The sequence below is a fragment of the Mucilaginibacter lappiensis genome, assembly GCF_900155965.1.
GTDB lineage: Bacteria > Bacteroidota > Bacteroidia > Sphingobacteriales > Sphingobacteriaceae > Mucilaginibacter > Mucilaginibacter lappiensis.
Map to the genome: position 1 here is coordinate 123,126 of NZ_FTMG01000008.1, position 17,498 is coordinate 140,623.

13 protein-coding genes are annotated in these 17,498 nt (G+C 41.5%); 8 read left to right on the plus strand and 5 right to left on the minus strand.

Translation table 11 applies throughout. The features are described from left to right. Positions 1-22: 22 nt before the first annotated feature. The 5 genes from BW976_RS16240 (at position 23) to BW976_RS16260 (ending at position 7,942) form a co-directional block, all read left to right on the plus strand. Positions 23-625, plus strand: a complete 603-nt coding sequence (locus tag BW976_RS16240) for a TMEM175 family protein (protein ID WP_076374374.1) — start codon at positions 23-25, stop codon at positions 623-625. A 176-nt stretch (positions 626-801) separates the two neighbouring features. Then, positions 802-1,407 carry an RNA polymerase sigma factor gene (locus BW976_RS16245; RefSeq protein ID WP_076374375.1) on the plus strand — a complete coding sequence of 202 codons (606 nt, stop codon included), beginning with the start codon at positions 802-804 and terminating at the stop codon, positions 1,405-1,407. Between the two features lie 28 nt (positions 1,408-1,435). Beyond that, positions 1,436-2,707, plus strand: a complete 1,272-nt coding sequence (locus BW976_RS16250) for a FecR family protein (protein WP_084192218.1) — start codon at positions 1,436-1,438, stop codon at positions 2,705-2,707. A gap of 285 nt (positions 2,708-2,992) precedes the next feature. Then, positions 2,993-6,388: a TonB-dependent receptor gene (locus tag BW976_RS16255; RefSeq protein WP_076374376.1), complete on the plus strand. Its 3,396-nt coding sequence runs from the start codon at positions 2,993-2,995 to the stop codon at positions 6,386-6,388. A 24-nt stretch (positions 6,389-6,412) separates the two neighbouring features. Then, entirely contained in the window at positions 6,413-7,942 is a 1,530-nt protein-coding gene (locus tag BW976_RS16260; protein WP_076374529.1) for a RagB/SusD family nutrient uptake outer membrane protein, read from the plus strand. A 55-nt stretch (positions 7,943-7,997) separates the two neighbouring features. On the opposite strand, the gene BW976_RS16265 is transcribed toward BW976_RS16260, so the two are convergent. After that, positions 7,998-8,612 carry a trimeric intracellular cation channel family protein gene (locus tag BW976_RS16265; protein WP_076374377.1) on the minus strand — a complete coding sequence of 205 codons (615 nt, stop codon included), beginning with the start codon at positions 8,610-8,612 and terminating at the stop codon, positions 7,998-8,000. Positions 8,613-8,695: 83 nt separating this feature from the next. After that, the gene (locus BW976_RS16270; RefSeq protein ID WP_076374378.1) at positions 8,696-9,916 is read right to left on the minus strand and encodes a dicarboxylate/amino acid:cation symporter; all 1,221 of its coding nucleotides are present in this window, start codon (positions 9,914-9,916) and stop codon (positions 8,696-8,698) included. Positions 9,917-10,122: 206 nt separating this feature from the next. On the opposite strand from BW976_RS16270, the gene BW976_RS16275 reads away from it, so the two are divergent. From BW976_RS16275 to BW976_RS16285, 3 genes are all read left to right on the plus strand, one after another. Then, positions 10,123-12,516, plus strand: coding sequence for a TonB-dependent receptor (locus tag BW976_RS16275; RefSeq protein ID WP_076374379.1), 2,394 nt, complete (start codon positions 10,123-10,125; stop codon positions 12,514-12,516). Positions 12,517-12,752: 236 nt separating this feature from the next. Next, positions 12,753-13,331, plus strand: a complete 579-nt coding sequence (locus BW976_RS16280; protein ID WP_076374380.1) for an HD domain-containing protein — start codon at positions 12,753-12,755, stop codon at positions 13,329-13,331. Positions 13,332-13,342: 11 nt separating this feature from the next. Next, on the plus strand, positions 13,343-14,221 hold the full coding sequence (locus BW976_RS16285) for a YitT family protein (protein ID WP_076374381.1): 879 nt from the start codon (positions 13,343-13,345) through the stop codon (positions 14,219-14,221). A gap of 93 nt (positions 14,222-14,314) precedes the next feature. Here the strand turns inward: BW976_RS16285 and BW976_RS16290 are convergent, their stop codons facing one another. The 3 genes from BW976_RS16290 to BW976_RS16300 form a co-directional block, all read right to left on the minus strand. Continuing rightward, positions 14,315-15,358 carry an adenylate/guanylate cyclase domain-containing response regulator gene (locus BW976_RS16290; protein WP_175614122.1) on the minus strand — a complete coding sequence of 348 codons (1,044 nt, stop codon included), beginning with the start codon at positions 15,356-15,358 and terminating at the stop codon, positions 14,315-14,317. Next, entirely contained in the window at positions 15,358-15,735 is a 378-nt protein-coding gene (locus BW976_RS16295) for a response regulator (protein ID WP_076374383.1), read from the minus strand. Before BW976_RS16295 ends, BW976_RS16290 begins: the two co-directional genes overlap by 1 nt. Positions 15,736-15,910: 175 nt before the next feature. After that, a complete protein-coding gene (locus BW976_RS16300) occupies positions 15,911-17,290 on the minus strand; it encodes a sensor histidine kinase (protein WP_076374384.1) in 1,380 nt (459 codons plus the stop codon). Positions 17,291-17,498 lie beyond the last annotated feature (208 nt).

The following is a 17,498-nucleotide window of genomic DNA, read 5'->3' on the forward strand; positions in this document are numbered from 1 at the left end:
AGTTAACGATAATCAAAAATCTATGGCATTTGGTAAATCGAGGATAGAGGCTTTTAGTGATGGCGTTATTGCTATCATCATCACAATTATGGTGCTGGAGATGAAAGTACCTCATGGCGACAGTTTTGCATCGTTAAAACCGCTTATGCCTGTTTTGTTAAGTTATGTATTGAGTTTTACTTATGTCGGGATATACTGGAACAATCATCACCACATGTTCCATATCGTAAAATCGGTAAACGGAGCGGTATTATGGGCCAATCTTCACCTGCTTTTTTGGTTGTCTCTGATACCTTTTGTAACCGGTTGGGTTGGCGAAAACCATTTTACCCAATTACCTGTGGCCTGCTACGGTTTTATATTGGCCATGAATGGTCTTGCGTATACCATTCTCGAAAAAACACTGATCAGGCATAATGGCAAAAATTCAGTTATCGCCAATGTATTGGGGCGCGATTGGAAGGCAAAAAGTTCGGTAATTATTTATGCTGTGGCAATTGGTTTATCCTGGCTAAGTCCTGTAATTAGCTTTGTGTTATACGGTGTGGTTGCCGCTCTTTGGTTTATTCCTGATAAAAGAATCGAAAATAAATTAACCCGCGAAGCATCTGAAAGTAAAGAATAACCATTAGTTTAGATACCCCTGCTAATAAGTAAAAGATTATCGTCCTGAAGGGTAGGTTTTCTAAAAAGAATAAACTTTATCACTATAGTACTGTTATTGCACTTGACTTAATTTAGTTAAGAGCGTTAAAGGTTTTATAAAAGTTTAATTATTTGCCAATATTTATACACTAAACTATGTTTGAAATTGCTCATGCTGATGAGAGAGAGTTGTTGATGCAGGTAGCTTCGGGTGATGAACATGCCTTTCGCCAGTTGTTTACGATGCACCATCAGCAGTTGGGTGTGCATATGCTGCGTATAACAAACTCCATTGAACTGGCCGAAGAAGTAGTACAGGATGTTTTTTTGAAAATATGGTTCACCCGCGAATCATTGGTACGCGTTGATAATTTTAAGGCTTACCTGTTTGTAATATCTAAAAACCACGCTTTAAATTGCTTAAAAAAACTGGCTAAGGAACGTGCAGTGATTAAACAACTGGAAGAAGCTGGCACCGGCAACCTTCATGCTGAAATAGCGGGTACAAATATGTACTATAATTTATTGGATGAAGCCATTGATCAATTACCCCCGCAGCAGCAAAAAGTGTATTTATTAAGCAGGCACGGCCGCTTGAAATACGCTGAAATAGCCGACCAAATGGAGCTATCTCGCGAGACTGTAAAAAAATATTTGCAGATAGCTACCCTGTCTATAACAGAGTATGTGCATGAGCATCTGGAAGTTATAGCACTCTTGTTAATCGCTTTAAAAAGTTTTTTCATTTTTTTTAAAAACTAATACCCCCTTTTTTACCCTTGTTGTTGTCATGCATGTGAGGTTTCCTAAAAACCATCATTCGCCAATTATTTACTATGATAAACAACTACACGGTATGAGTGCATTGAATGCCAGATTACGTTATCTTTTTAACAGTTATTATAACCAAACCGCTACAGAACAGGAGCGGGATGAGCTGTTTCAAATTATTAATGCCTCAACCAATGATGTTGAACTTACTGCGCTTATTCAGCAGGCGTGGAATGATCTTGAAGTAAATGAACCGCTTTTTGACCCTTCAAAAAGCATGGATATGTTAAACAATATCCTGAAAAACGGAAACCAGGACAATATTCATATCATTAAGCCTCCTGATAATTACAGACTATGGCAGCGATTGGGTACTGCTGCTGCGCTGATGATCTTTTTAGGTTTTGGCGCCTATGTGCTGATCAACAAAAAAAGACAGCTAGATACAAAAAAAAACATAACCAAAATGCAGCCCAAGCATGATGTGATGCCAGGGGGCAACAGGGCGCTATTAACGCTTGCAAATGGTAAAACGATTTATCTTGATAATGCCCAAAACGGTGTTTTAGCAAAAGAAGGGAATACCCAAATTAATAAAACCCATGATGGGCAGTTAGTTTATGAAGGTGGCAAAGATGGGGCTGCTACCGGGGCGATACCTATGAATACCATTGCTACGCCAAGAGGCGGCCAATATCAATTAGTATTGAACGATGGGAGCAAAGTTTGGTTAAACTCAGCATCGTCATTGAGTTTTCCTGCTGAATTTACCGGTAAAACCAGGGAGGTTGAAATTACCGGCGAAGCTTATTTTGAAGTGGCCAAAAACGCGGCTATGCCTTTCAGGGTGAAAACTAACCATACTGTTATTGAAGTGTTGGGGACCCATTTTAATACTATGGCCTATAATGATGAGGCCGTAATGAAAACTACGCTTCTTGAAGGATCTGTTAAAATAAGCAATAACAACTATACCAGTATTTTAAAACCGGGCCAACAGGCATCTTTAAATCAGAATGGCGAGATCCGGGTGGTTAATGATGCCGATGCCGATGAATCGGTTGCATGGAAAGACGGACTGTTTCAGTTTACCGACGCCAGCATCCAGTCGATCATGAGACAGGCGGCCCGCTGGTATGATGTAGAAGTAAGTTATGAAGGTAAGATCCCGGTCAGGGAATTTACCGGGCGTATATCCCGCAATGTAAAAGCCTCTGAACTTTTGGGGATGCTTAAATATGAAGGGGTTAATTTTAAAATAGAAGATAAACACATTACTATAATGCAATGATCCTGTTGATCAGGATAAAATAAATCTCAAGACAACTAACCAATTATTCACCTTAAACAACTCTATGATGGAAGAAGTACCAAAAATAAGTTAGCTCCGGCAGGGGGATTCACAACTTTTAATACCTGTTTGCCGCACTGTAAATCTTACATAGCCGCAGGGTAGGTACAAGTGATAAAAACCGGGAAGTGTTCGCTGCACTTTCCCGGCCAAAAAATTATCTGGATCCCAAAAAAATGCAATCGACGAATTGAATTTAATGTTTAACCCAAACACAACAAACTTATGAATTTTAATTCTAAGGCCACGCCTTTGGCATGGCCCCAATTATCCAAAATAATACTGGCTATGAAGCTAACGGCTATTATTATAATTGCAGCCCTTACCAATGTAAGCGCAAAAAGTTATAGTCAGGTGGTGACTCTGCATCAGAAGAACACTACCGTTGAAAAAGTACTGAAAGCAATTGAAAAGCAAACCGGTTATCATTTTTTATATGATAAAAAGGATGTATCCAATGCAGGCGGAATAAATGTTCAAGTATCCGATGGTTCGCTTCAGGAGGCCCTTGATCAGTGTTTTAAAAATCAACCTCTTACTTACAAAATATTCCAGGAAACCATTGTAGTAAAAAAGAAAGATGAAACTGCTGCAATGGCTCCCGCGGCGGCATTTAAAGTGCAGGGTACGGTGAGTGATGATAAAGGACCTCTTCCAGGTGTAAGCGTCAGGATTAAAGGCTCAAATGTGGGTGCAATTACCGATGTAAACGGTAAATATACTTTAAATACGCCTGACGGTAATGCAATCCTGGTATTTAGCTTTGTGGGTTACAACACGCAGGAAGTGTCTGTTGGTAACAAATCTGTACTCAATGTAACACTTGTTGAGAATCAAAAAAGCCTTAACGAGGTTGTTGTGGTTGGTTACGGTACTCAAAAAAGAGTTGATCTTACCGGCTCAGTTGGTAGCGTTGGAGCAAAAGCTTTACAGGAGCGTCCGGCTATTAACTTAGAGCAGGAACTAGCCGGTAAAATTGCGGGTGTAAACGTATCTACCAACTCCGGTGCACCAGGTGGTGAAACCAAGATCCGTATCCGTGGCTATAGTTCTATCAATGCAGCTACAGATCCGCTGTATGTGGTAGATGGGGTGGTATGGACAGCAGGTGGCGCAGCATTAAACCCTAACGATATCGAAACTATTGATGTTTTGAAGGATGCGTCATCAACAGCAATATATGGTACCCGCGGTGCCAATGGTGTAATCCTGGTAACAACTAAACGTGGTAAAAAGGGTGGTAGTGTAAGCTATGACGCTTATGGAAGCGTTAGCGTAATGGCTAAAGAATTGCCTGTGCTGAATTCTCAGCAATGGTTATCGGTTGAAGATCAATCTTATGCCAATATTCCTAAATATGACCCCGCTGGCTGGGCCGCTGGTAAATATGTAGATGATGATCCTAAAAAGGAACGTACCGCGCTGATTGGCAAATTATTTGATCAGAATCTGAATCCATTGTATAATGTAGATTGGCAAAAAGCTACTACACGTACAGCTTATAGCCAAAACCACAACGTTACATTTACCGGTGGTTCAGATAACCTTACCTATGGTTTATTCCTGAACTATGCCGACGATGAAGGTATCATCCTGAATAGCTATCAGAAACGTTATAACGCCCGTTTAACTATTGACCACCAGGTAAAACCATGGTTAAAAGTAGGCGCTACCATTAACTATAATAACTCTGAGCAACGTACCGCAGATGACGGTACAGGTGGTAATAATATTCCGCGTATGTTAATTGAGATGGTGCCATTTATTCCAATCAGATATCCTGATGGTTCATATGGTAAAAGAACCGATTATCCCAATCTGGAAGGCGGTGACAACCCGGTTGCGCAGGCTAATGAAATTCACAACCTGTATCGCAAAAGCATATTTAGCGGTAACGGTTACCTGAACATAAACCTGGCGCCCGGATTGGAATTCCGCAGTACTTTAGGTGTTACCACTCAGGCAAACTATAACCCACATTATCAAACCGGTTTAGTTGGTGGTGCTACAGTTGACCAAAGCAACAGCTCGGCTTCTATTAACGAGTATAATGATACCTTCTGGCAGTGGGAAAACCATTTTACCTATAGCAAGGTGTTCAATAAAATTCATTCATTGAACGTAGTAGTAGGTACAGAACGCCAAAGCTTTAATGAACTGAGCGTTGGATCTTCAACATCGGGTTTATCAGATGATTATTTTGGATTTTATAACCTCGGTGTAGGTGCTACTCCCGGAACACCTGCTTCAAACTATTACGCGTGGCAGATACAGTCATTCTTCGGACGTATCAATTATGGCTTTATGGATAAGTATCTGTTAACCTTAACAGGCCGCGAGGATGGTTCGTCACGTTTCGGTCCTTCAAAAAAGTATGGTTTCTTCCCATCAGCGGCTTTCGCCTGGCGTGTATCTCAGGAAGATTTCCTGAAGGATAATAAAACTATTTCCGACCTGAAACTGAGATTCAGCTATGGTTTAACAGGTAACTCTGAGATTGGTCAATACAGGTCACAGGCTAACCTTGTGTCCGGAACTACAGTAGTGGGCGGAACAGGAACTGTAATTGATACAGGCAGCCCGGGCAACCCAGGTCTTCAATGGGAAAAAAATAGTGAGTTTAACTTTGGTGTTGCTTTCGGCTTGTTCAATAACCGGTTGAATGTAGATGCGGATGCTTATTATAAAAAGACTAAAGCACTATTGTTAAACGCACCGATTCCGGAAAGCAGCGGTTACAGCAGTGTGTTTAAAAACATAGGTAGTCTTGAAAATAAAGGTATTGAAGTTACCATTAACTCTGTTAACATCAAATCACAGGATTTTAGCTGGAATACTACTTTTAACATCTCGTTTCTGAAAAATAAAATTCTGCATTTAGGTGATGCCAATGATGATATCTTCCTGGCGCCTACGTTCCTTTCACAATTTAACCTTTTACGTGTTGGGCAACCTGCCAGCGTATTTTATGGTTACAAAGTGTTGGGTACATGGAGTACATCCGAAGCTGCCGAAGCTGCTAAATACGGCAAATTACCAGGTGATCTTAAAATACAGGACACAAACGGCGATGGAAAAATTACTGTAGCTGATAAACAAATTCTGGGTAAATCAACCCCATCAGGCTACGGAACATTTACCAATACCTTCCGTTACAAAGCGTTTGACCTGGGTATCGAGTTGCAGTTTAACTACGGCAACCAGATCATGAACTTAACACGTCACTCTGGTCAGGACCGTACCGGTCAGGCTAACAGCTATGCCACCGTATTGAATGCCTGGACTCCAGACCATCAAAATACCAGTATAGCTCAGGATCGTCCGGCCTATGTTTATTATCAAACAGAAATTTACTCAACCAAAGTGGAGAGTGGTAACTTCATCCGTGGCCGTAACGTAACGTTGGGCTATAACTTCCCTGATAATTTGGTTAAGAAACTTAAACTAAGCAGGCTAAGAGTATATGCACAAGGACAAAACTTGTTCCTGATTACCAAGTACACCGGGTATGATCCTGAAACTTCCACCTACAACAGTAGCAGTAACTTTACCCAGGGTATACAGTTTTACGATTATCCAAAACCAAGAGTATACCTTCTGGGTGTAAATGCAAGTTTTTAATTAAATACCTAAATGAATGTTATTATGAAATTTAATTTAAAAAAATACAGGACTGGTTTACTAGCCCTGATCGTTATAGCAAGTGCTACGAGTTGCAAAAAATACCTTGATGAGCCGAATAAAAGCAACTTTACTCAGCAAAACTATTTTACAAGCCAGAGCCAGGCACGTGCATTTGTAAATGGTATTTATGGCAACAACTTAAATGGTCAAAACTATGGCACCTACTTTTTTCAGAATGGTGATGCTTATGGTGAAGCTCCATTTATCACGCTGGAACTGTTTGCTGGTCACGCCACATCATTAGGACAAAGTGTGAATAATAATAACGTGATATTTGAGCGTACAGATCCAACCAATCCCGGCTTTGAAACCGTATGGAAAAGCTGCTATACCGCCATTGCAGAGTGTAATATTGCATTGAACCGTATACCGGCTATCAGCATGGATGACGCTACAAAAAAATCAATGTTAGGCGAGGTATACTTTTTAAGGGCATTCTATTATTATCACCTGGTAAGATTGTATGGTGATGTGCCTTTGATCATTGCTCCGGTTGATTTGAATAGCCCACTTTTATATCCGTCGCGCACGGCAAAAGAGCAGGTTTATGATCAGGTAGTAAGTGATCTTTTGGCGGCCGAACAATCGGGCCTTCCGGGTACTAACGGCATGTTAGCATCAATGGGCGCAGTTCATACATTGCTGTCAAGTGTATATTTAACTATGGCTGGTTATCCGTTGCAAAAAACTGAGAACTATCAGAAAGCAGCAGATGAAGCTAAACAAGCGTTGCCTTTATATACCCTGTTTACTGATTACGCCTATTTACATGATAACGCCCATAAAAACCAGGGTGAGCTGATATTTCAGGTCAATTATGATGCAACTAAAAATGCTACAAATGCTATCACCCAGTTAACCGTTCCGTTTAACTTGCCGGTTGGTGTTTATAGCGACCACCTGGGCGCTATGATTCCTACGGATGCTTTCTTTGCCAGTTATGAGGCTGGTGATAAGCGTACACAGGAGCAACAATTCTATTTTTCACAGTATCCATCTTCTGATGGCAAATCCACCGTTATTTTTGGAGAGCACTGCTTGTACAAATACTTCCATGTGGAAAGTTCTGTATCAGGTACTGCCAATAGCGGAAAATGTGATGAAAACTGGACACTTTTACGTTTGCCTGAAGCTATGCTGACCTATGCTGAGGCATCAAACGAGGTGAATGGTCCAACTGCTGATGCTTATGCTGCGGTAAATCAGATCCGTACACGTGCAAATCTGGCACCCTTAGCTGGGTTAACCAAAGATCAGTTCCGCGTAGCCATCTGGAAAGAACGTTATCACGAGCTTGCTTTTGAGGATAAATCATATTTCGATATCCAACGTACTCATCAGATATATGATGTGAAAAACAATGTATTTGGTCCGGCAACATCTACTGCAAACGAGCAGGGCGTTACCATGAAGGATCAGTATTACTTGTGGCCTGTTCCACAGCGCGAGATATCTACAAACAATAAACTAACCCAAAATACCGGTTGGTAATATTGTCATCAGAATAAACAAAGATGCCCTCCGATACTTCTGAGGGCATCTTTGTTTAATGCCACTCTTCGTTGTAAACAAATTTGGGCATCTGCCATTTATAACGGATGGATAACAGGCGCAATGCCAAACCAATAACACATGCCAGTATGATGGCAACTTCGGAACTGCCGCCCAGGTATTCGATACCTAAATAAGCCGCACCGGTAACTATCGAGGCGCTTGCATAAATCTCTTTATGAAACAACAGCGGGATATCATTACACAATACGTCGCGAAGCACACCACCCGCACAGCCGGTGATCATACCGCTGAACATCACAATAGTAGGCGGGAGGTTTATTTGTTGTGCTACCTGGCAGCCTATAATGGTAAATACCACCAAGCCCAGCGCATCAAGATATAAAAATAGCTTTTTGAGTTTGGTCATCAACGAGGCAATGATGGCAGCTAATATGGCCGCCCCTGCGGTGATCAGCAGATACTCCGGGTGTTCAACCCAGCTCATGGGATAGTGGTTAAATAAAATATTACGAACGGTGCCTCCGCCCAGTGCGGTAACCCAGGCAATGATACAAACACCAACCCAATCCATATTACGCCTCCCGGCGGATAAAGCGGCCGTCATAGCCTCGGCAATAATGGCGATGATGTATAATATATGCAGCATAATAATCCTGGAATTTGGGTATGATTGGGCTTACAGCTCAAATATAGTTATTGGAGACGATTAATTAAATGATGGTTTAAATGCTATTCGGCTTTGTTGAGCCAGTTTTTACCTTCGCTAAAGCGGGTTACCAGCATAGCGGCGACTGTATCGCCTGTGGCGTTTAAAAGGGTAGCCATGGGATCAACCAGGGTGCCGATGATCATGGCAGGGGGGAGGGCCTCCGGTGGAAAACCATAGGCTGATATAAACAGCAGCTCGCCAATGTATCCGCCATTGGGTATACCGCCTTCAACCAGGCTCACCAGCACCGTCATGGCCAGAGCCAGCGCAATGGTATCGGCGCTGTTAAAACTTTTACCGAATAAGGCAAACACTACTACCATTTTTACGATGGATGATATACTTGAACCATCTTTATGCAGGGTACCACCAAGCGGGATTGTAACATTGGCTATCACATCGGGAATCCCCATTTTTTTTGCGGCATCCAGATTTGCGGGTATGGTAGCTATGCTGCTACAGGTGCCTACCGCCGTTGCCGATGGTATAATATTGTTTCGCCAGTACTTTTTTATACCCTTTACACCACCGGCTATAAAAGCATATAAGCTAAAGATCACCACAAAATAAAAAGCCCCTACACCATAATACAGTTCCATAGAACGGGCATATCCCCCAAACAACTGCGGACCGAACACGCCCACCTGATAGGCAAAATACGCCCCCAGGCCAATGGGGCCAAGTTCCATGATGAGGATGAATATATTTTTAAATACCTCGTTGCCGCTATGCAAAAAACGAGCAAAAGAGGCTCCTTTTTCGCCTGAGCGTAAGGTGGCAAAGCCTATCAGTATCGAAAAAATAATAGCGGCCAGCATGCTTTTTCTGGATAAGAGCTGATAAAATTCGCTGGTAGTAAACAGCTGGGTGAGCTGATCGCCAAAGGGCTTTTTGACAATGGCTTCGGTAATGGGGCTGGCCACCAGGTGCTGATGAATAGGAAAAATCCATGTAGCAATAATAGTAACTATAGCTGCTACCAGTACGGTTGATAAAAACACCAGCGAGGTAATGCCCAGTAAGCGGCCAAGCCGTTTTGATCCATCAAGCCCTGCAATGGCCGACGCGATGGCAAAAAACACTAATGGCACTACCGCTGTAAATAGCAAGTTCAGGAAAATATCACCAACCGGTTTAATGAGCTCCACCTTTTTGCCCAAAAGCAAGCCTGCTATACTACCCGCTATAATACCAATCATGAGCATGATAATGCCCTTGTAGTTTTTGAACCAGCTATTCATTGGGCTAATATAATTCTTCTATGCCACATATGTCTGGGTATAGCGGAATGAGCTATAAATCAAAGTGGAATTTTGATGGATTATTAACGAAAACGTATTAGTATTTTTTTATTTGGATTTATTCTAAATAAAAATAACTTTGCGGCGTTTTACACTAGCAGTTTAAACACACATAACTATTGATCCCCTACAAAACCCCTAACGCAATGACGCATTTTTTACGAAAAAATCATCCCCCCTCGTTAAGTCTCATATTCTTCATCTTTGTTTTAACGCTTTGCCTGAATACCGGTTTTGCATCGGCAGAAACACCAACGGGTAGTATAAAAGGTATAGTTAAAACCAGCGATAACGAACCTATAGGCCTGGCCACGTTGCTCATCAAGGAAACTAACCAACGCACCATGACCAGCGTAAATGGTCGTTTCAACTTTAAAAAGGTAAAACCAGGTACTTATACCCTGGTTGCTTCATTTGTAGGTTCAACCACCAAATCGCAGCAGATTACCGTTACGGAAAATGCCGAAACAGTTGCCGATTTTATCCTGGAAGATGATAGTAAAAACTTGCAGGAAGTAAGTGTAAAAGGTCATAAAACTAATAAATTCCTGAAAAAGGAAACGGAAGATGTAGCCCGTTTACCACTCAAAAACCTGGAAAACCCACAAGTATATAGTGTAGTAACCAGCGAACTGATGAAAGAGCAGGTAGTAACCAGCTATGTGGATGGTTTTAAAAATATTCCCGGTACAGGTGTGCCATTGGTATACAACAACGGGCGTACAACACTTTTATCCCGCGGCTTCACTACTGGTAACTTTATCCGTAACAGCGTAGCTGGCTACAACTTTAATGCAATTGACCCTGCCGATATTGAAAAGATTGAAGCTATCAAAGGACCTACAGGTACCTTGTTTAACAGTAGCTTAGCCTCATTTGGCGGTTTATTTAACCGGGTTACCAAACAACCTTTTGGTACGCCGCATACAGAGATCGCTTACCAGACCGGCAGTTTCGACCTTAACCGCTTAACGGCCGATGTAAACACGCCATTGAACCATGATAAAACATTATTATTTCGGGTTAATGCCGCCCTGCACAATGAGCATAGCTTTCAGGATGCCGGTTATAACCGTAGCTTCTTTGTAGCGCCGAGTATCACTTATATTGTTAACGACCGTTTATCTGTTGATGTTGACGCGGAGATAGGTAACGGCAGCGCTACATCTGCATATCGCCTGGCGCCGGATCCTAAAGCCAAAATATATAATATTAAGGATCTGGGTATAGATTATAAACGTTCGTTCGCCAATAACAATCTTGATTACCAAAGTCGCCAAATTGATATTTATGCTTTAGTTAACTACAAGATATCTGATAACTGGAAATCACAAACCATGTTCAACAAAACTTTCTCTACCACAAAAGGCTTTGTTACGGCGTTTACCATATCAGATACTGCAATAAGACGGCAGGCAACCAAAGAAGATTATCCATATTACATCACCAATGTACAGCAAAACTTTATTGGCGATTTTAAAATTGGCCGGTTCCGCAATCGTATCGTTACTGGTTTTGAATACTACAACCAAAAAAGTAACAATACCAATGTTTCAGTAAATATGCCGCTCATCAATTATAAAAACCCGGGAGCTGCTTACAATAATTTTACCCCTGAAAAGGTTTCTGCACTTATTGCCGCGCAGGCGCCAATACCGGGCAATTATGTTCAAAATAACCAAAGTTCATACGCGGCCTATGTGTCGGATGTATTTAACATTACCGATAGGTTAAATGCGATGGCCAGTATCCGTATAGACCGTTTCGAGAACAAAGGCGCTTATACCCCTGCCGACGGCAAAACCACAGGTAACTTTAACCAAACGGCATGGTCGCCAAAATTTGGTTTGGTTTACCAGTTGGTTAAAGACAAGGTATCGCTGTTTGGCAATTATATGAATGGTTTTAACAACGTCACAGCTACCAGCTTTGATAATACGCCATTTAAACCTCAATATGCCAACCAATGGGAAGGTGGTGTAAAAGTTGATGTGTGGGATCATAAGTTAAGTTCCACAGTGAGCTACTATGATATCTCGGTAACCAATACTACGATGGATGATCCGGCACACCCGGGATTTTCAACCCAGGCAGGTACCCAGTTAAGCAAAGGTATCGAAGCCGAATTGATAGCCAACCCATTTGCTGGCTTTAACATTGTAGGTGGCTTTGCCTATAACAATAGTAAAATAACCAGTGCGGCGCCAGGTACTGGTATACAAGGTTTACGCCCTGGGGCATCAGGTCCTGCACGTTTGGCTAACTTATGGGCAAGCTACCGTATTACCAATGGTAAGGTAGAGGGTTTGGGTTTTGGGGTAGGTGGTAACTACGGTAGCTCTTCATACCAAACCAATACAGCAACGTTTAAATTTACTATACCATCATATACCACGGTTGACGCAACAGCTTTTTATGATCAGCCTAAATACCGCATTGGTGTAAAATTCGATAACCTGACTAACGAAAAATACTGGTCGTTCCGTTTAGCGCCACAAAACCCAACCCGGTTTACATTGAACCTAACGCTTAAAATGTAAGCTGTTAAAGTATTATAAAAAGCCTGCTGATCGCATAAGTGGTCAGCAGGCTTTTTTGTTTTTATCTTATACTGGGCGACGCATGTAATGCGTCTCTACATTTGTTTTTTGTAGAAACACAATACTTGTGTCTCCCTCTCGTATAGGGAAACGCTTTTGTTTTTAATAGAGACAAAATATTGATGTATTCTTCTCATAAGGCAATTTCTTATATTAGCCATCAATTTTAACCACCGATGCAGATTGAACAGGCCCGGGAATTTATACTGGATAAACTAAAAAAAGAACTTCCTGCGTGTTTTCATTATCATAATGCCGACCATGCTTTGGATGTATACACAGCATCAAAGCAACTAGCACAAAGTGAGGGGATAGGCGATCATGAAACCCAATTACTACTTACCGCGGCGTTGTTTCATGATTCGGGTTTTTTATCGGGCCAAAAAGATCATGAAAGCAAATCATGTAATAATGCACGATTATATTTACCTAACTTCGGCTATACCGACGAAGATATTGAACGGATCTGCGATATTATTATGGCCACCAAAATGCCGCAAAGTCCTCATAATCATTTAGGCCAAATTATTTGTGATGCCGATTTGGATTATTTAGGCCGGAATGATTTTTTTGTACTAAGTAAAAAGCTATTTTCGGAACTTGTAATAACCGATGGTTTAAAAACAGAAAATGACTGGGATAAGCAACAGATAGTCTTTCTTAAAAATCATCATTATTTTACCAAAACAGCGATCGAATTGCGAGGCCCTGCCAAGCAGCTGCATCTGGAAGAGATTATTAAAAGAACAGTTTAAAAATATAATTCATGACCAAATCGGAACACAGTTTACCCGAAATAATTAAGGATGTTGTAACCGTAATCATCGGGATATTATTTTGCGGTTTTGCCCTCAAAGGTTTTTTGGTCCCCAATAGCTTCTTCGACGGCGGTGTTACTGGTATATCGCTGTTGATACATGAATTGTATCATAAGAACATCGCATTTGTTATTGTAATAGCCAACATCCCATTCATTATCATGGGGATGTTCCAGGTTAATAAGACATTCGCGCTTAAAACTTTTGCCTGTGTGGTTGCATTAGGTATTTGTCTGCATTTTGTACCATACCCGGTTATTACGTCTGATAAGCTATTGGTATCCATATTTGGTGGGGTGTTTATGGGCTTGGGAGTGGGGCTGTCCATCCGTGGTGGCTGTGCATTGGATGGTATTGAAATACTGGCACTTTATACCTTAAAACGAAGCAGTTTTACCATCAGCGAGATCATCCTTGGCATTAATATTATCATCTTCTTAATCGCAGCCTTTAAGCTTGGGTTGCCAACAGCATTGTATTCGATCTTAACCTACTATACCGCTTCCCGAACCATCAGCTTTGTGATTGATGGGCTAGAAGAGTACACGGCTGTGAACATCATATCTGGCCAAAGCGAGATCATCAAAGAAAAACTGGTGATGGAACTGGGTAGGGGTATTACCATTTACAAAGGCGAGCGGGGTTTCCTGAAAGAAAGCTTTGATGTACACCAGCCGGTTGATATTATCTTTACCGTAATAACCCGCTTTGAAGTACGCAGGCTAAAAAACCTGGTTCACAGCATTGATCCCAAGGCCTTCGTATTTACCAATAGCATTAAAGAAGCTGCTGGCGGTGTATTGAAGAAAAGAGTGAGGGAGCATTGATTTGAAGTCAAAAATCAAAAGTCAAAAGTCAAAAAAATAAACCAAAAACTCTAGCCATAAGAGACTTTTGGCTTAAGACTTTAAACTTAAGGCTTAAGAGACCACCTCGTATATCTCAACCGGTTTGGCTTTGTTTTTAAGGCTTACTTCGCCAATTTTATTAAACTCGAATGATTCCTTGGCTTTTTCGTAAACATCGTGGGTAACGATGATCTGGTTGGCTTGGGCAACCGATTGTAAGCGTTGTGCCAGGTTGACAGCATCGCCTATTACGGTATAATCCAAGCGTTTCAAAGAGGCTGAGCCAATATTTCCTGAAATCATTTCGCCCGAATTGATACCTATAGAAACTTCGGGTTTAAAAGTTCTGTCGCCATAAACTATAGCTTCGGCAGCGTGCATTTTCTCTCTTACGGCAAGGGCTGCATCAATAGCACGGTCGAGGTGATATTCGCCCCTGAAAACGGCCATCACGGCATCGCCCATGAATTTATCGATATGCCCGTTTTGCGCTATGATCTCTTTTACCATGGCATCAAACAGCTTGTTAACCAGGCCTACTACCGTGTTGGCCGGCACGTGCTCTGAAATGGCGGTAAACCCGCATATATCAATGAATATAACGGTAGCGTCGATAGTTTCGTTGGAGAGCAGACTGGTTTCAAACTCCTTGTGGGTCATAAAGTTTAACACATTCTCATCAACATACATGCGCAATATGTTATTCTCCTTAATGGCCTGTAAGGTTTTTTTGAGTTCGATAACGTGCAGCAGCGTTTTTTCAATGGTGATATCCAGATCTTCGAAATTAACGGGTTTAACCACAAAATCAAAAGCGCCACGGTTCATGGCGGTACGGATATTATCCATATCGCTGTAGGCCGATACCATAACCGCCTTTAAGATAGGGTTGGCCTCGGGGAGTTTGGTAAGCAAGGTAAGCCCATCCATTTCGGGCATGTTGATGTCGCTTAAAACCACATCAATATCCGGCTGTTCGGCCAATTTTTTAAGGGCGTCAAAACCATTCTGGGCAAATACAAAATCAAATACCTTTTCTCTGATCTTTTTCCTGAATTTCTGTTTGATGAGTAATTCCAGGTCCGATTCATCATCAACCACCAGTATCTTGGCCATTATTGTTCTATATGTTTTAGTTTGTCTTTCAAATTATTAAAATCAAGGGGCTTAGTTAAAAAATCATTGGCACCCAGTTCCATGGATTGTCTGTAGTTCTCATCATCGCCATAAGCGGTTATCATCATCACTACCGGTGGTGGTTTTTCGTAAGTGCTTCGGATGTTTTTCAGCAGCTCAAGTCCGCTCATGCCCGGCATATTAATATCTGATAAAATAAGGATCACTTCAGAATGATTTTGTTCCAAATATCCCATGGCCTCTTCACCAGATAAGGCGAACGTAAAAGCCATTTCACCGCTTTTGATCTCTTTCCTAAAGCGCTGGGTAAACAATGGCTGCACATCGGCCTCATCATCAACAACAAGTATCTTCAATTTAATTATTCGTTAGTGGTTAATTTTACGCGGTGCTCATGAGTACTGCGTAGTTAGTGATTTAATTTAGTTAGTGAATTAGTAATTTTATGTCTGTGTGAAAAAATCATCGTAATATATTACTTACTCTTCTAGTCCTTGCTCTTTGTTCCCAAAATCCTTGCTCCCCAAAATTCTACCCGTTTGTAGGTATGATGATAGTAAATTTAGCAAACTCACCTTCCTGGGTTTCTACTTTTAGCTCACCATTATGGGCTTTGGTTATGATATCATAGCTCATGGATAAACCCAGACCGGTTCCCTGCCCGGTAGGTTTGGTAGTAAAAAATGGCTGATATATTTTGTCCAGCACTTTTTGAGGGATACCTATGCCATTATCGCTTACCGTAATTTCCACCGCATTATGGCCATTGGCAAGCGTAACATGTTTGGTAGTTACATTTACCATGGGCTCGTAGCCTTCACCTTTCAGCCTTTTCTTTTCGGCTACCGAATAAAACGAATTGTTGTACAGGTTAAGCAATACCCGTCCCAGGTCCTGCGCCATCGCGTCAACATTGCCAATGTTTTCATCAAAACTGGTTCTCATGCCTGCATTAAATGATTTGTCCTTGGCTCGCAGCCCGTGATAGCTTAAACGTAAATACTCATCGGCAAGGGCGTTGATATCTGTAGGCTCTTTCTTGCTGGTTGATGCGCGGGAATGCTGCAGCATGCCTTTCACGATGGCATCGGCACGTTTGCCATGCTGGTTTATTTTGGCCAGGTTTTGGGTAAGGTCATTGATGATGTCGTCCGCGTCTTCCTTAATCTCATCAGGCAATTTACTTAAAATATCCTCCTTAAGCTCATCCAGTAATTCAATACTAACCTCACTAAAGTTATTCACAAAGTTTAAAGGGTTTTGTATCTCATGAGCAATGCCAGCTGTAAGCTCGCCCAGGGATGCCATTTTTTCCTGTTGTACCAACTGGGCCTGCGTGCTTTTTAATTCGGCCAGGGTTTGTTGCAGTTCTTCTTTTTGTTGGGTAAGCTCCGCGGTACGCTGTTTAACCTCACTTTCCAGGGTAACTTTCCTGGCGGCCATCATGCGGTTCTGTTCTTCCTCGTTACGGCGCTTGGTACGCTCTATCTCCAATGCTTTGTTTTGCCTGCGATTGATGAACCACATGGCACAAAACCAAATTACCGCGAACCATATGGCGCTCTGAAAAACATTATCAAGATTCTCGTATAACTTGGGGAATAAATACTCGCAGATAAAAGTAAGAAACCCAACTGCCACAATAGGGATCACCGCGTTAACAAGAGAGCGGCTTGATTTAAGTTCTTCTATCGTATAAGGCAAGGAAGCAACACCCGCTGCTAATGCAAAAGTAAGCAATTGAAAAATCCACCGGCTATCAAAGTTAAAGCTCATAGCCATAAGCGCAACTGCGGTACACATAGCATATAGCAGGTACTGTGACCATGGCGAATTTACACCATCACGCTTCAGGTTTTTACGCAGTTGTGTACATAATAAAAAGGTAATAAGCGCAGCAAATCCCGCCATATGTCAATTCAGTTAGTCCGGTTAATGTTAATGGTGATCAATTTTTAAAACTAAATATTTAATTTGAATATATTAAATGTATAGTCTGTTCATGTTATATTTTATTACATCGGCAGGCGGCTTCTTTATACGTAGTTGATGTTTGCCCGGTTATATTTTAAAATACCTCCGAAAAATACGGCAAGTTTTCAAAATCCGTTTCTGCAGC

Coding starts and splice junctions, on each gene's coding strand:
- BW976_RS16250 (WP_084192218.1), top strand. CDS start 1,436: ATGCATGTGAGGTTTCCTAAAAACCATCATTCGCCAATTATTTACTAT.
- BW976_RS16270 (WP_076374378.1), bottom strand. CDS start 9,916: ATGAATAGCTGGTTCAAAAACTACAAGGGCATTATCATGCTCATGATT.
- BW976_RS16255 (WP_076374376.1), top strand. CDS start 2,993: ATGAATTTTAATTCTAAGGCCACGCCTTTGGCATGGCCCCAATTATCC.
- BW976_RS16285 (WP_076374381.1), top strand. CDS start 13,343: ATGACCAAATCGGAACACAGTTTACCCGAAATAATTAAGGATGTTGTA.
- BW976_RS16280 (WP_076374380.1), top strand. CDS start 12,753: ATGCAGATTGAACAGGCCCGGGAATTTATACTGGATAAACTAAAAAAA.
- BW976_RS16300 (WP_076374384.1), bottom strand. CDS start 17,290: ATGGCGGGATTTGCTGCGCTTATTACCTTTTTATTATGTACACAACTG.
- BW976_RS16265 (WP_076374377.1), bottom strand. CDS start 8,612: ATGCTGCATATATTATACATCATCGCCATTATTGCCGAGGCTATGACG.
- BW976_RS16290 (WP_175614122.1), bottom strand. CDS start 15,358: ATGGCCAAGATACTGGTGGTTGATGATGAATCGGACCTGGAATTACTC.
- BW976_RS16275 (WP_076374379.1), top strand. CDS start 10,123: ATGACGCATTTTTTACGAAAAAATCATCCCCCCTCGTTAAGTCTCATA.
- BW976_RS16245 (WP_076374375.1), top strand. CDS start 802: ATGTTTGAAATTGCTCATGCTGATGAGAGAGAGTTGTTGATGCAGGTA.
- BW976_RS16260 (WP_076374529.1), top strand. CDS start 6,413: ATGAAATTTAATTTAAAAAAATACAGGACTGGTTTACTAGCCCTGATC.
- BW976_RS16240 (WP_076374374.1), top strand. CDS start 23: ATGGCATTTGGTAAATCGAGGATAGAGGCTTTTAGTGATGGCGTTATT.